This is a genomic window from bacterium, from assembly GCA_020444065.1.
GTDB lineage: Bacteria > Sumerlaeota > Sumerlaeia > SLMS01 > JAHLLQ01 > JAHLLQ01.
Map to the genome: position 1 here is coordinate 364,335 of JAHLLQ010000006.1, position 15,767 is coordinate 380,101.

Consider the following 15,767-nt stretch of genomic DNA (forward strand, 5'->3'; position numbering starts at 1 on the left):
ACGGCATCCCCCTCCAACGGAAGGACACTTCCCCAGCAGAGGATTCGCGGAAGAATCGTTTACATCCGTACAGGGCGCAAGCAGAGAAACGATTGTCAGGTGCTGGCGAACACGAGATCAGAAATGTGAACCGTTCCGGCTAGGGCTACGGGTTTGGCAGCACCTCGTAGTCTTTCTGCCCGATCGACCAGTAATAGATGGTCCAGGCGTCGGCTCGGTCGACGATGTAGTCGCCGTTGACGTCGAACGCCTGCTTGTCGTTCACGGTGCCGGCGGCGAAATCGCGGGCGAGTTCGATCGCGTCGGACATGTTCGTCGAGCCGTCGAGGTTGTAGTCGCCGACGGGCGGATGGCTGGAGGGATCGCCTTCGTCGCTCGAGAAGTAACGTTCGGATTCGTCCGTAAACCCGTCGCCGTCGGTGTCCGTACCGATCGTCATGTTGTAGTAGAAACTGTAGCCGCCGGACGACAAATCGCGATCGGGGCGATGCAACTGCGGATAGGAACGGTACTGCCCGATCTCGAAATCGTGTTCGACAAGTTCGACGGCGTGCGTGCCAAACGCACCTTGGTACGCATCGTCTGTGCAGGTGACTGTCACAAAGTACATCTTCGTCTGGCCGGGAGCGATGTAGCGTTCGGGATCGGAGTCCACGGTGAAGCTGAATGTTGTGGATGACGAGTTCACGATTGCAGAGGACCGCATCAGGGAATCATCCCCGGCATCGAAGACTCCGTCGCCATTATCGGCGTACAGCTTCACCGAGCTGTATTGATCCCTGACGGATGCGAGCGTCTGTGGATTGCCGAGCACGTCGGTGAACTGGATGGTGAATCTCACAATCTCCAGTTCCGCATCCGACGAACGACCGAGGTGCTCGATATCTGCACGCAATACTGCGGCTTCATGGCCGGGGAACACGTACTTCGGCGCGAGCTTCACGACCTGCATGTCGTAGTCGCCGCCGATTTCCTTGAACATCAGAACCCAGTCGCTATCGGACGATGGAACGGCAATGTCCATCCGTCCATGATTGAAGAAATCCCCCGCCACAATGTCCGGTGCGTTCTCGACGAGATTAGTGAGGGAGGTCCGCGTGAATGACGGCGAAGCCAGGCCGTTATTGAGCAGAACGAGCGCATCGAACTCATTCGAAGCCGTCGTCAGAATGTCCATGTCGCCGTCGCAATCCACGTCTGCAACACGGGCCTCCCGCGGTGTATCGATGGAGGTCTTTCCGATCTGGTAGGTGAATGTCGGATCGGCTGCGCCGTCGTTCTTCATCCAGCCAATGGAGTTCGTCCCGGAGAGCGCCAGAACGAGATCCATGTCGCCATCGTTGTCGAGATCGCCCGCGGTCACCTTGCTGCCGGCATTCGTCAGCGCGCCGAGGCTGGCGGTTATAGTCTGAGAGTTGAAAGTCGGAATCGAGGAGCCATTGTTCTCGTACCAGGAGACGATCGACGCGTTGATGGTTGTGCTGTCCACCTTGTGATAAGCGGCCATATCGAGATCGCCGTCGCCGTCAAGGTCGGCGATTTCCAGAGATTCAACCTGGTCGATTCCGGTGAGCGCCACGGTTCGTTGAGTGAAGGATGGATCTGCAGCGCCATTATTCTGGTACCAAATCAAGTAACCGAAGTCCGTTCCGGCGCTGTTGTAGCTCCCGGTGATGGCCACATCGATGTCTCCATCGCCATCAAGATCGCCGGATTCGACCTGGTGGTTTCCTGGAAGTCCGATGATTGAGTTATCAGTGAAGCTGGGAGTGCTCGATCCATTGTTCTCGAGCCACGCGGCGCGTCCGCTGCCGCCGGACGAAGCATACGCGATATCCAGATCGCCGTCCCCATCGATATCATCGATACTGACATCTTCGGGATCCGTTCCCGTGTTGAACGTATCGATCTTTGTAAAGGTCCCGGGCGAAGAGGAGGAATTCAGTAGAACCCAGATTGCATCGTCATCAATGGAAGCGACAACCATGTCGAGCAGTCCGTCTCCGTTCACATCGCCCTTCTCGATCTTGACGGGATTCTGCATGTTCGTCGCGGCCGTAGGCGCCGGCGCTTCGAACCAAAGCTGACGATGGTAGGAGAAGTTCGTGAAGCGGAAGAGTTCGGACGGATCGATGCCTGAGCCGGAATAGACGCCTTCGCCTGCCAGCAGATCCAGATCGCAGTCATTATCGATGTCCATGAAGACTGACGAGCGGAGGTCTTGCGCTTCGGTGCTCTTGAAGATGGGGCTGAAGGTCAAATCGACGGATGCGAAACCCAGATTCGACCGATCGCCATTGGAGACGAAGTAACTGAAGGGCGCGCTTGTGTTGCCTCGCACAACCAGGAGATCCAGGAAACCATCCCGGTCAACGTCAATGGAGTGAAGACCGGTCAGATCCTGAGCCGTACCACTGGCGGAAACGAAGATCGTTTCAGAGGTTCCATTGGAAGGGGTGCCATCGTTGATTCGAATGCGAATCCATCCGGAGTCGAGATCGGCGACGGCGATGTCCAGTTGGCCATCCAGATTGTAATCTGCCACCTCGATGCGATCGATGCCGGTCGACGTGTAAGAAGTTCGCAGTGTGAACCCCGGAGTCGCTGAACCATCGTTCTCGTAGTAGTACAACCCTGCCGACGACGAGTCCGATCCCATGATGATGTCGTTGTCGCCATCGGAGTCCATGTCGCCGATCCGGACGCTGGTCGGCTTGTCGACCGGGCCGTCCGCGCCAGAACCCGGTGCATCGGGGTCGTCGCTGATCAGATGGAATGTCCAGTTATTCACGGCGTCGCCCGGGTTCTCGACCCATGCGATTCGATCATCCCGGTCATCGACGCCGACGATGTCGAGATATCCATCGCCATTGATGTCGCCGAGTGCGTGGTCGCGCAGGCCGGTCGTGAAGCTGCTGATCGTTGCGGTCTTCGCGCTGAAGCTCGGCACGCCGCCGCTCGGCAGGTTGAAGAGCACGATGATCTGCGATGTGGATTCAAACTGGACGGTCAGATCCGGAAAGCCGTTCTTGTCCAGATCCGCTGTGCGCATGACCTTGATGGGCGTTGAGTAGCCTTTCGCCAAGGTCCGCGTGAATGTGGGCGGATATGTTCGATTATTCTCGTAGTAGTAAATGTCATTCTGGTAGTCGAAGTACACAACCAGATCTTGATCGCCGTCCTGATTGAAGTCCCCTGAAACCATCATTTCCGGGGTCGAGGCGCTGGATCCGTGCGAAATCGTGTCGGAATCGGTGAAATAGGGGGCTCCTGCGAGCAGGCACGTGGGAACCAGTAGAATCATCAAGGCCTGTGCAAAGGCCACGGGGCAACGCATGGGCATCTCTCTCTGATGCCGGAGTGCATACATCCGAGCATCGATATATTTGCAGGTTTCTGACCTTGTGAGGATTGGAAGCTCCCGATCAAGGATAAAATATCTCGACCGCGCCTTGACTGCATCGAAGACACGGGCTTCGAATCGAGGAGGACAGTTGGCAGACCCACTTTGAGTGGGGCTGCCGCAGTCAGCAATGGCTTGTCCCTCCGGGCCTGTGAGTTCAAGCCCCCCATTCATCAGTTTCGGTCCTTCTTTTGCTCTGGACCCCAATCATCATGGCTCCTAAGTACTTTCTTCCCGATCATAGCGGACTGCTGACACGAGTGAGATATCGCCTGATCGATCACCGCGTCCCGACTCCGCCATTCCCCGAGAACGTGCAGATCCAGACTGTTTCCGGCTGCAACGCCAACTGCGTCTTCTGTCCCAACAAGAAGACGGAGCTGGACATTCCGCTGGGCAACAAGATGGAGGATGGGCTGTTCCGCAGCATCGTCGATCAGATCACGGAGCAGCCGACGGTCCGCCGGATTTCGCCGTACCTGATGAACGAGTCGATGCTGGATTCGGGGCTCCCGGAGCGCATCAAGTACATCACGGACAAGAAACAACCTCACCAGTACACGAAGATCAACTCGCACGGGAACGCTTGCACGGAGCGGATGGCCAAGGGACTGCTAGATGCGGGGCTGGATCGTGTGAATTTCTCCGTCCAGGGCATTGATCCAGACGTCTACCAGGATCTGATGTCGCTTCGCCTGGAGAAGACGCTGGAAAACATAGCCCGGATGCAGAAACTGCGCGATGAAGGCGGCTACAAAACGCGCATCCGCGTGTGCATGCTGCGCACGACGGCCATCGAACCGCATCTGCCGGCGATCAAGAAGTTCTGGGCCGAGCGCAATGTCACGCTGAACATCAATCAGCTCGAAAACCGTGGAAACCACAAGAAGATCAAGTCGGTCGAAATCGCGAACCGGGCCCTGCAAACCTATGATTGGTGTCCACGGCTGTTCAATCAAATCTACATCCTCTTCGATGGAAGAATGGTGATGTGCTGTGCGGACTGGGAGCAGACAGGCATTATGGGCGACGCGAGCAAGGACAGGCTATCCGAAATCTGGTCCAACGCGACTTACAAGGAGTACCGCCGGAGATTCCTGGACGGCGATGTAAAGGGCCTGATCTGTGACGGCTGCACCAAAGATAGCGAAGACGACGAAGATTGAGCTGAGTAGCCTCGCCTGGATGGGCGGTCTTGCGAAGAGCTTAGCCGCCCCACAGGCCATCAGGACAGCGGAGGGCCCGAGCCGATCTGTGGACAAAGCCCTATATGTCAATCCATTTGGGAGCCGGTGGGGAGGGTCTTGACAGGTCTTATTCCGGTCTCCTAACGTTCGATACTTGTTCGACCCGACTCTCTCCCGCCGGAGCTCCACCAAATTCATGGCAACAACCGTCGCACTACATCTCGCTTGTTTCCCCCAACTCACGAGGGAGTGGAACAACTTCGCACCGGTCGGACTGGGCTACCTGATCAGCTATGCTCAGACGAAAGTTTCGGGAAAGATGGACTTTATCGTCGAACGCAAGTTCGAGGACGTGCTGGCCGCCAATCCGGACATCGTCGGCATCACCTACGTGACGAACAACGTGAACCCGGCCGCCGATTGCGCCCGGCGAGTCAAAGAAGAGTTGGGATCCCACGTCCCGGTAATCGTCGGCGGCCCGCATATCTCCACGCTGCCATCGCACATGATTCCGAACGTCGACATCGCTGTCCTCGGCGAGGGGGAAGAGACATTCGCCGAACTGATGCAGTTGTGGGACCGCGCTGGGAAATTCGATCCGTCGGATCTCGCAAAGGTGAATGGAATCATCTATCGTGACGAAGATGGTAAGTACCAGCGGACGCCGCCGCGTGGCAGTATCCTGGAACTGGACGTCATTCCTCCCCCGGCGCGGGATCTGTACTTCGACCAATGGATCGACGACAAGAGCGAGGCGGTCCTGATCACCAGCCGAGGATGCCCCTACGACTGCGCCTTCTGCTCCACGGTGCAACACTGGGGACAGAACTACCGCTTCCACAGCAACGAGTACGTCATCCGCGAACTGGAGACCGTGATCGCCCGGTGGAATCCGGAAATGGTCCATTTCTATGATGACCTCTTCATCGTACGCCGCGAGCGCATTATCGAACTCTGCCGCATGATCCGCGAGCGAGGCCTGCACAAAGGGCGCATGTTCACGTGCTTCGTTCGCTCCAACCTGTTGCGTGACGATGTTATGGAGGCCTTCGCAAAGACCAACTTCAAGATCATTCACATCGGCTTCGAATCGGGGTCCGACAACGTCCTGGCAACATTCAACAAGCAGGCCGCGGACATGAAGAAGAACCGCCAGGCCGTGGAATTCGGCCGCAAGTACGGGCTGCGCTTCACGTCGTGCTTCATTCTCGCCGCGCCGGGTGAAACGCGAAGGGACATCCTCGACACGTACCAGTTTGTCGCCGATAGCACGGACGTCTTCTGGACGACCTTCTTCTCTCCGCTGGTCGTCCTGCCCGGCACGGCCGTTTGGCAGTGGGCGAAGGCGCAGGGCGTCTCCGACGAGCATCTCGAGCGGATCATCCTGACAAATGAAGATCTCGCCGACATGGAGGAGTACTACGCCACGAAGTGGGTCTACCTGAACGAGAAGACGATGCCGCGCGAAGAATTCCTCGACCTCTGGAAGATGGGCCGCTGCCTCGAAAATGTCGTCTCGAAGTACTCGGACATGCGTCGGCAACTGGATCGCCTCAATGAGGACAGCCGCAAGGCCACGTTCGCCGCTGAGAACACCCCGATCGTCGATATCGTCGTGGAGAAGACCAAGCGCCGGCTTCACAAGATCATGCCCAGCGGACGAGGCGTTCCGAATCTCGTGACGGGTGATGAACCCACAACACATACGCGCCAATAGTCGCACCGGGCTTCTCGGCCCCAAAATCGCAACATCTCCATCCTGGCACGCAGCCTGACCTGCAATGCGCGGCCTGGCTTCGACATGCCGTCGAGGTTACCGTCTGTCCAATCTGACTGATGGCTTGTATTTTCCCGACAATCCGCCCGGAAATTCAGGTTCACTTCAGGGACACGCTGCAACAGTCCGCCCGGTTGCCGGGGAGCGCGTCCGGCGAAACACTGTGAAAAGAGGAAATTCTTCGATGAAGATTCTGGCAACAATTCTCACGCTGGCGATTGCCGGCGGCGTAGCAGTCACACCGGTTCTGGCGGGCGAACACGAGGATGAATCGGGAGAACGTGGTGAATACCAGGAGCACGGCAATCGAGGGCTGGAGTCACTTCCTCCCGCGATTCAGGCGGCGATCGAGGCTGCTTCGCCGGGCGCAGAGGTGATGGGTGCTCGCATGGAGAACGAGGACGGCGTGAAGTGCTTCGAGGTACGCGCCACTTCGCCCAGTGGTGCGCGGATGGAATTTAAGGTCTCCCCGATCGGCGACGTGATCGAGATCGAAGAGGAATGCGAAGCCGCGGACGCCCCTGCTGCCATCCGGACCCACCTGAAGAATCTCTTCCCCGGCAGTGACATGGAGGAACTGGAGCGCAAGACCTGTACGGTCTATGCGGCCGAGAAGGAGTTCGGACCGACGGTCTACGAGGTCCAGATCGACGCATCAGGTCGATTGCTCTCGATCGAGGCGGAAAATGAAGGAGCAGATGAGGAGGACGAGGACAGCGCCGAGGCCGTGGATGTGACGCAACTGCCGGAAGCGGTCCGGAGTGCCGTCCCATCAGCGCAGGTGAAACGGGCCATGCTGGAGTCCGAAGATGGAACGTTGGTCTACGAGGTCCTGGTCACAAACAGCGATGGAGCGACCCTCGAAGTGGTCGTTACGACCGATGGCGCGTTGATCGAGACCGAGCAACGGACTACGTTGGAGGCCCTTCCCGCAACGGTTCGCCATACTCTTGAATCCGTCCTTCCAGGTTCCGATCTCGACGAACTGGAACGAAAGCAGATCGTGCTCTACGAAGCCGAGTTCGAGGGCGAAGAGCTTTCCTGCGAGGTTCAGATGGATGCAACAGGCCGAATTCTGAAGACCGAATCTGAACACGAGGATCACGAACAAGGCGAGCAGTACAAGCGCGGAGACGACGAAGACGAGCGCGGCGGACGGTACGAACGCGAGCACGATGAAGACGACCGAGGCGGAAGATTCGAACGTGAACATGACGACGACGATGACTGAGTTATCTCGTCACGATGTGCCATGAAGCGCGATCCGAGAGCACCCGGGGGGAGTTTCCAGAGACTCTCCCCGGGCAAACTCTACACTCCCCCATTTCAGTTAACATACAGCTTGGGATACCCAGCAGCATCAGAGATGATTCTTGCGGTTCCTCCAGTGGGTTTATCAGATCAAAGTCGACGGCGAGGGTCGATACCACCATATGAGACTAAGACGAGCGCTGACTTCGCATTACTGGCCACTGCTGGCAGCAGGGATCTCTTACGCGGTGCTCGTCATCCTGGTTCTTGGTAATGAATTGCGTCCCGAGTGGCTGTGGTCCTCGTACTGCGACATCTTCTGCCCAATTCTGGCCGCACTGGGCATCGTCGCCATTGCTATCAGCCTGGTGCGATCTCGGTCCCGCTCAGCAGGACGAAGGATTCTCCTGGTCGCAGCGCTACTGCCGGCGCTGGCTGTCGGAGGTGCTTGGGCAAGGTACGAGATCCAGACCTTCAGCCCGAATGAGGATGGCCAGGTTTTTACGTTCGAGCAACATGATCCTGAGAAGCTGCACGTGGCGGTTCTTGGCGATCCCGGGCGCGGTTCAGCGACCGAGGAACAAATCGGGAGTCTGCTCGGCCAGATCAATGGAGAAAACCCGCTGGATGCTGCATGTCTTCTCGGAGACAATCTGTACGGTCATCAGCCATTCCAGGATGCTGTGAGAGATCGAATCGTTAGTCCGCTGAAGCCTTTGTACGATGCAGGTGTTCCTGTCCATGCGGTAATCGGCAGTCACGATTACAAGGGGGGATATGCGCGCCAGGAAACCGAGGATTCTCGATTCGGGATGAAGAAGGATCGGTATTACATCCTTCGCACCAAAGATGATCTGTGCTCGTTCTTCATGATCGACTCGGAGAAGTTCCCTCACGATCCGGTCCAGTATCGGTGGTTGATGAAGGAACTTCGACAAACCTCGACGAAATGGAACGTGCTCGTGTGTTACGGACCGCCGGAGGCATCCCCTGCGATGCACGGATCCGATGGGAACCTGAGTCGAATCACGCACGAATTCTTCCAGAATGGCACGCTCTCGCTTTCTCTCTCGGGAAAGAACCATTTCTACGAGCGCCGCACCCGCCCCGGAAGTTCCGCAGCGTTCGTCACTGTGGGATCTTCAGGAAAGGTCGACAATCCCGAGTTCACGGATTCCGATCCACATCGCGAGGCAGCCTACTGGGACAATGGCGCCTTCGTCACTGTGGAAATCACTATCAATCAGATCACCGTCGATGCGACGGACTGCCTGGGAACGCCAATCGATCATGTTGAGGTGAAGTGAGAAACGATGCGGATTCTGCTCGTCGAAGATGAAGTCCGATATGCAAAAGGCATTCAAAGAGGCCTGCAAACGGTTCCTTCGTTTGTCGTGGACTTGTCTCACGATGGAGAAGACGGTGAATTCCTCGCCCTGCATAATGACTACGATCTGATTATTCTCGATCTGATGCTGCCAAAGCGCGATGGCCTCGAGGTCCTCCAGGCGATCCGTGCAGCCGGAAAGACAACTCCAGTCCTGATCCTGACGGCGCGATCGACAAAAGAGGATATCGTTCGTGGGCTGGACTACGGCTCCGATGACTACCTGGCAAAACCATTTGATCTTGGCGAGCTGATCGCGCGCTGTCGCGCATTGATCCGGCGCTCCAAGGGCTCACCTGCTCCCCTGCTGGAAGTGGGCGATTTGCGCATCGATACACGACGCCACGTACTCCTGGCGAATGGGACGGAACTCACGTTGCCGGCGCTGGAATATCGCCTGATTGAGTACCTCGCATTTCGGAAGGGCGAAGTCTGTTCGAAGACGGAGTTGCTCGAGCATCTATACGATTACAACTGGGAGAAGTTTTCGAACGTTCTTGAAGTCTACGTTTCATCGATCCGCCGCAAGCTCCAGGGACTGGGGCTTCCCAACATGATCCGGAATTTGAGAGGTCAGGGCTATGTTCTGAGCGATTCGACTCAATGCGAGGAGATCGCTGAATGAGATCCCTTGCGACGCGAATCGGCATTCTGATTCTTGCGCTGCTCCTGCCGCTTCTTGCGATCTTCGGACTGTCAGCGTTCAAGATCAGCGAGCACGAGCTGACCGCGTCATTCGATGCTTCACTTCGGGCCAACGCTGAAGCCTTGGCAACATTGGTAGAAGTCGAAGACGACGGCTGGATCGAGTTGGAATTCGCCGATGAGATCATGACACGCTTCTCTCGCGGATCGGAACCTGACCTGTTCGCCGTCTACGATTCGTCGGGTCTTCTCATCGAGAAGTCACGCTCCTCCACTCAACCTCTGCCGGAGAACCTCGAAGAGTTTCTGTCTGCTGCAAATGACTTTGAGTATGGCGGGGATTCCTATCGGGGAATTGCCGTGGATGCATTTGCGGAGAATGAGGAAGGAGATCGCGATGCTTCTACGATGGTGCGGCTTTTCTTCGCCTCAACGCGTCGCCCCCTTGATGAAGCGCTAACCCGACTCGCCAGTCGAATCGCCTCAACACTGCTGGCGTTGGGGGTGCTCTGCTCGCTGCTGGCTGCATTCATCGCCCGAAAATCCCTGAAGCCCCTCCGCGACTTCGCGAGGCGACTCGATCGCGTTTCGCCGCGCGATTTGAATGAACATTTTGAGGTGGAAGAGGTTCCCACCGAATTACGGCGTCCAGCGGCATCGTTCAACCGCCTGATTGCCCGTCTGAAGGAAGCATTCGACCGCGAGAGGAATTTCAGCGCAGATGCAGCCCATGAATTGCGCACCCCGGTCGGAGCTATGTTGGTCGAGATTCAGGCGGCCCGGCTGTCGCCACGCGATGCAAAGGCCGATGATGAACTTCTCCGCGATCTGGAAGAAGAAACAAATCGACTTCATGCGTTGTGCGAAGGCCTGTTGACTCTGCATGCTCGCCCGGCAGATGAGCCCCAGGCCATGTCACTCAATGATTGGAAGGATTCGGTTCAGAGTACCTGCGATGCCATGCAGACGTTAACCAAGTCCGCCGGAACCCGGTTGGAGTTTCGTTGCAGTGCGAAAAGCCCGTCCTTGGACCTTCTCCGTACATCGCCGGAGATCACGCAACGAATCGTGACGAACTTGATCTCGAATGCACTGGCCCATGGGGGACCGCCCAAGACGATCGAGGTCCAGGCCCAGGTCATCGATGGTCGCCTGGAGTTGGCCGTCGACGACGATGGAAATGGCATCAGCGAGGAATTGGCGCACAGAGTTTTCGAGCGACTTGTCAGAGGAGATTCTTCCCGCTCTCGTCGCGCAGGGGGAGCCGGCCTGGGGCTCACGATCTGCCGGGAATTGGCCCAACGGTGCGGCGGCGATGTAGAGTATCGGCGGAAGGACTCGACCGGGGCGTGCTTTGTCTGGATCATTGCCCCCGCGAAAACTGGGTAGCGCTACCCCGCCAGCAACGACCACATGTAGACGGCGACAAATCCGAGCAGGAAGACCAGGCCGGCCCATGCCAGGATGTGCATCCAGCGCGGTGGGCGCGAGTCCTCGCCGACATTCGGCAACATGACGACGCGATAGTTCAGATACGCCATCAGCGGTGCCGTGATGAACGCGGTGATAGTCGCGATCGTGACCAGGTGGATCATCGTCTTCATCAGCAACCCGACGATGACAAGGGTCGCGATGACGAACGATGTCGTAATGCCCCAGAACAGACGGTCCTGGCGGTGGGATTCCGGGTCGCGACCCGTCAGGCGACAGAAGGCGAAATGCGTCGTGCGCGGAAAACCGTCCAGGCATGTCAGCGACGTGCTGAACATGCAGGTGAACGCTGCAGCAGCGACGATGTAGTACGCCCAGCCGCCAAGCGTCTCGGTATAGAGCGAAACCAGCTTGTTCGAGAAGGCAATCGCCGGCGCGGGGAATTTCTCTCCGGTTGCGAACATCACCAAAGCACCGAGCGCCAGGAATGCCACGGCCAGCACGGTTGATCCGACGTAGCCGATGTAGAAATCGGTCAGGCGCTCTTTCAGCGATGGGCGGTGCCCGGTCTCCTTTTCGCGCTCGCGAGCCCAGATGGACGGCCAGATTCCAACATCGATCGGCGCGGGCATCCAACCCATCAGCGCGAGCAGAAAAGCGATTCCTGCCTTGTCCCATGGGAATTCGACTGCGAGTTCCGGCGTCCCGGCCGGACCGTGAATCGCCGCAGCCACCACAGCGGTGATCGTGGAGATGGCCAGCACCGCCATGACGAGCTTGATCGCCTTGTCGACCGCCGGATAGCGCCCGATCACGATCATCATAAAGCAAACCAGCGAGACAATCGCCGTCCACCAGAAGATCGTCAGCTTAATCTTGAAGAGACTCGCCGCCAGTCCGGCCGTCACGAGCGTTACGACGGCGACACTAAGATAGCCGCTGATCAAAACGATCGCAAACACCAACCAGAGCGCCCAGCGCCCGACACGCTGGTAACCCGCCAGCATGTCTTCACCAGTGGCATGCGAGTAGCGATAGACAAACTCGAAGAACGGCAGTTTGAAGAGATTTGCCAGCAGAACGGCCCATAGCAGCGCGAAGCCGTACTCCGCGCCGGCCCGGCTGCTCTGGACCAGGTGCGAGACACCGATAGCCGCACCGGCGAACATGATCCCGGGCCCAAGGGTCTTTAACAGGCCGGACAAAGTGGAACGGTTCACCGCTCCTGCGGACGCCGTGCTCATGGCGTGCTCCTTCGGGCGATTCAACTGTGTACCATCTTGTGCACCCATCCCGCTTCGGGGGGAATTGCGTCAAGAGGGATGCCGCTCCCCAATAACAGATCGGGAGCCGCATAATGGCCGCTCCCGATCGTTTTGAGATGCTGAGGTTCCGGCAACCTGATTACTCGACTACTCTCCAGAACTCCACTCCGGCAGTCGCGCTGATCAGCACGCTAGCTTCGCCCGCGATGGGCGCGACCTCCGAATTTCCCGCATGATCTGTTGCCGTTGCCGCGAATTCGTAGAGTCCTTCGCCATCAGTGACTTGATAGAGGAAAACACCCATCGAGTCTTCCCCCACCAGACCGGTATCAACGAAGCTGCGGCGTCCGGGTGTTTGAACCCAAAGCCGAACGCTGCTCGCCCCAGTGCCTTCCAAGCCATCGGATACCTCAAAGGGAATCAGAACCTCGGGGCCAGTCTGGGGTGACTCGAGTGCCGAGATCGTCGCCACCGGAGCGGTCGTATCCGCCGCGGTGAACGTCGTCACCCATCCTCTCGGCAAGCCACCTGCAGAAACGATCGTCCCGCCGCAATGCAGACGCCCGCTCTCGAATAACAATTCAAAAACGCCGCCCTCGATGCCCGGATTCCAGGAATTCAGAGCGCCGGTGGTGGCATCGATCTCCGCGATCCCACGTCTGCCTGTTCCGCCAATCGTCGAGAAACCGCCTCCAACGTAGATGGATGAACCATCGACGGCAAGAGCCCCCACTTCATCGTCTGCCCAGGGATTCCAGGCAGCCAAGGAGCTCGTTTGTGTGTCGATCGCGGCAAGGTTCCCGCGGAGTTCGCCTCCGAAACTGCTGAAGTCACCTCCCACATAGAGCGTGGTTCCGGCCAACTGGATGTCATTGAGACTTGAGTTCACATTGTCGGGCCCGAGATTCAGAGATCCCACGGCGCCGGTGGCGGCGCTCACAACCCCGAGGCAGTTGCGGCTCTCACCGCCCAGTTCCTCGAACGAACCCATGACGTACAGGTTCGTTCCATCGTATTCGAAATCCCTCACTTGAGCATTCGCTCCGACATCCCAAGACGTCACATTGCCGGAGAAGTCGATCTCCGCGAGGCGAACCCGCGTGAGTGTATTGATCGTATCGAAGTTCCCGCCAATGAACACGGAAGAATCTGCAGCCACAATAGCCCTGACTCCGTTGTTCAAGACAGGTGCCCAGGGCAGCAGATCGCCGGTTGTCGTGTCGAATGCGGCGACATGGTCGCGCTTCTCGCCATTGATGGCCAAAAAGTCACCGGCTACATAGAGAGTGGTCCCTTTGATATCCATGTCGTGAATGCTGCCAATAAGAGATGGATTCCAAGGGCGTATGTCGCCTGTGGTCAAGTCGATGGCGGCCAGCGTGCTGCGCTGCACGTCCCCGACTCCCTCGATGAGGCCGCCAAAACTGATCAGCGAATCCGAAGCGGCAACGAATTTGGCCCCTCCTGATCCTCCCATGCATTGGATTTCCCATGACCTCAGTTGTCCGGTGCCGCGATCAAAGGCAGCGATGCTGACGTGATCCTGGCCATTTACGAATTCAAAACTCCCGGTAATGAAGATCGAAGTACCGAGAGCGGCGATCGAGTATACTGAGCCCCCGACGTCAGGCGCCCAACTTGTCAGATCGCCGGTGGAGAGTTCGAAAGAGGCTAGACCGGAGCGGGATTCTCCCGAGACCGAAATGAACGCGCCGCATACGTAGAGCTTTGAATCGATGATCTGAAGATCGGAAATGGTTCCATTAGCGCCCGGGTCCCAGGAGGTCGCCTCCGCCGTTGAAAGATCGATCGATGCGAGAGCCGCTCTCGACTGTCCTGCGATTTGAGAGAAATACCCGCCTACATAAAGAGCCGTTCCATCGATGGCGAGAGACTGAACGATATTGTTCGCTCCGGGATTCCAGGGAAGGATGGCCCCTGTCGAAGCATCCACGGCAGCCAGATGGTCTCTCGTTTCGCCACCGATCTGATTGAATGTACCGCCGAGATACAACGTCGAACCGGAAAGGGCCATGTCCAGAACATCGTAATTCGGATTCGGATCCCAGGCGGTGTCCAAATCGCCGGAGGCAGCATCGATTGCAGCCAGTCCGCTGCGAAGGGTCCCCGAGATGGTCGTAAAGTCGCCACTCACGTACAACGTGCCGCCGGAATGAAGCAGATGAAGCACGCGAGCGTCCGGCTCTGGGGTCCATGATGTATCTAGCGTGTAATCGGGCGAGATGTGTGCGAGGTATGCCTGCGCCGCGCCGTCGACATGGTCGAAGTCGCCAGCGACAAACCAACCGCCTTCTCCGTCCGCGACCATGTCATAGACGCCGCCGTCGAATTCGGGGAACCAGGGCAGAATCTCGCCGGTCTCGGGGTCCGCCAGGAATGCGTTGCCTGCATACCGAGCGATCGTGCTGAAATACCCTCCAACGTAGAGGGTATCGTCACTCTCTGCCATGGTAACGATTTGGGCCGCCTGCGCCCACTGAGGATCCACGGGGATTTCGCTCAGCTGCCCCGGAACGACTCTGGGAACTCCCAGGATAGCTCCACTCAGACCCAGAAACACTAGAATGCGATGCAGATAGTACGTGCGAATCATCGTCCTCACTCCGCTCTTCGATTTTCAGATGAACCCTGCCTAGCAGGCATCTCCCTCATCCGAATAGTGGACATGATGCATGTGCAATTTGCGGGTGTCCAGAGCAATATCGATAGATGTCTACACTTCCCTTGTATCTTCGCAATCGTATAGCTTCCTGGGCATTCTCGATTCACTGAAAGGAAACCTTCTGTCGCAGCATCCCCGATTTCCTCTCCCGAGACCAGATCTACATGGGTCTCTGCCGATAGCTCGCGCAGTCCCCCTGGGGGGCTTCTACCCCATCGACCAGATCGAATTACGCCGTCATGCTTTCCGTTTGACACCCAACCGCCCCTCTCCCTACTGTTCCCCGCTCCCGATTCCCGGGCAATTTGCGCGGGGATCGTTAGTTATTGGGCGTCAATCGATCCCAAGTGAGGGTTTCTCTTGTTGTATCACGCGATATTTCTGCTGGCCCAAACCAGTGGCGGGGGCTCGAAACCAGCCAGCCCCGGCGGCGGCATGGAGTGGTTCCTGCCCATCGCCGTTATCCTTGTCCTCTTCTGGCTGATCATTCTTCGGCCGCAGAAGAAGGAGCAGGCGCAGCATCAGAACGCGCTGAAGGAACTGAAGAAGGGCACGAAGGTGATCTCGGCCGGCGGAATTCACGGAACCATCGTGGAAGCCAACCCCGACAAGCCGACGGTTCAGTTGGAGATCGCAAAGGGTACCCGGATCACGGTCAACCGCAGCTCGATCTCGGTGATCAATCCGGATGAGAAAACCGAAGATAAGAAGGGTGGAGAGAAGTAACCGATCCCGCGA

General features: G+C 57.6%; 10 protein-coding genes. 7 read left to right on the top strand and 3 right to left on the bottom strand.

The annotated features are described in order from the left end of the window. Positions 1-145 precede the first annotated feature (145 nt). Positions 146-3,337, bottom strand: coding sequence for a VCBS repeat-containing protein (locus KQI84_15680; protein ID MCB2156313.1), 3,192 nt, complete (start codon positions 3,335-3,337; stop codon positions 146-148). A 278-nt stretch (positions 3,338-3,615) separates the two neighbouring features. On the opposite strand from KQI84_15680, the gene KQI84_15685 reads away from it, so the two are divergent. The 6 genes from KQI84_15685 (at position 3,616) to KQI84_15710 (ending at position 11,039) form a co-directional block, all read left to right on the top strand. After that, positions 3,616-4,569: a radical SAM protein gene (locus KQI84_15685; protein ID MCB2156314.1), complete on the top strand. Its 954-nt coding sequence runs from the start codon at positions 3,616-3,618 to the stop codon at positions 4,567-4,569. Between the two features lie 217 nt (positions 4,570-4,786). Beyond that, the gene (locus KQI84_15690) at positions 4,787-6,307 is read left to right on the top strand and encodes a B12-binding domain-containing radical SAM protein (GenBank protein MCB2156315.1); all 1,521 of its coding nucleotides are present in this window, start codon (positions 4,787-4,789) and stop codon (positions 6,305-6,307) included. A 244-nt stretch (positions 6,308-6,551) separates the two neighbouring features. Beyond that, positions 6,552-7,598 carry a PepSY-like domain-containing protein gene (locus KQI84_15695; protein ID MCB2156316.1) on the top strand — a complete coding sequence of 349 codons (1,047 nt, stop codon included), beginning with the start codon at positions 6,552-6,554 and terminating at the stop codon, positions 7,596-7,598. A 202-nt stretch (positions 7,599-7,800) separates the two neighbouring features. Continuing rightward, on the top strand, positions 7,801-8,925 hold the full coding sequence (locus KQI84_15700; GenBank protein ID MCB2156317.1) for a metallophosphoesterase: 1,125 nt from the start codon (positions 7,801-7,803) through the stop codon (positions 8,923-8,925). A gap of 6 nt (positions 8,926-8,931) precedes the next feature. Then, positions 8,932-9,630, top strand: coding sequence for a response regulator transcription factor (locus KQI84_15705; protein MCB2156318.1), 699 nt, complete (start codon positions 8,932-8,934; stop codon positions 9,628-9,630). Further along, positions 9,627-11,039: a sensor histidine kinase N-terminal domain-containing protein gene (locus tag KQI84_15710; protein MCB2156319.1), complete on the top strand. Its 1,413-nt coding sequence runs from the start codon at positions 9,627-9,629 to the stop codon at positions 11,037-11,039. The genes KQI84_15705 and KQI84_15710 overlap by 4 nt, the downstream gene beginning before the upstream one ends. Before the next feature lie 2 nt (positions 11,040-11,041). Here KQI84_15710 and KQI84_15715 read toward each other — a convergent pair whose 3' ends face one another. Further along, on the bottom strand, positions 11,042-12,325 hold the full coding sequence (locus KQI84_15715) for an Nramp family divalent metal transporter (GenBank protein ID MCB2156320.1): 1,284 nt from the start codon (positions 12,323-12,325) through the stop codon (positions 11,042-11,044). Positions 12,326-12,485: 160 nt separating this feature from the next. Next, entirely contained in the window at positions 12,486-14,960 is a 2,475-nt protein-coding gene (locus tag KQI84_15720) for a PQQ-like beta-propeller repeat protein (GenBank protein MCB2156321.1), read from the bottom strand. 432 nt (positions 14,961-15,392) lie between these two features. Between KQI84_15720 and yajC the strand changes: the two genes are divergently transcribed. Further along, a complete protein-coding gene (yajC, locus tag KQI84_15725) occupies positions 15,393-15,755 on the top strand; it encodes a preprotein translocase subunit YajC (GenBank protein ID MCB2156322.1) in 363 nt (120 codons plus the stop codon). The last annotated feature ends 12 nt before the right edge of the window (positions 15,756-15,767 follow it).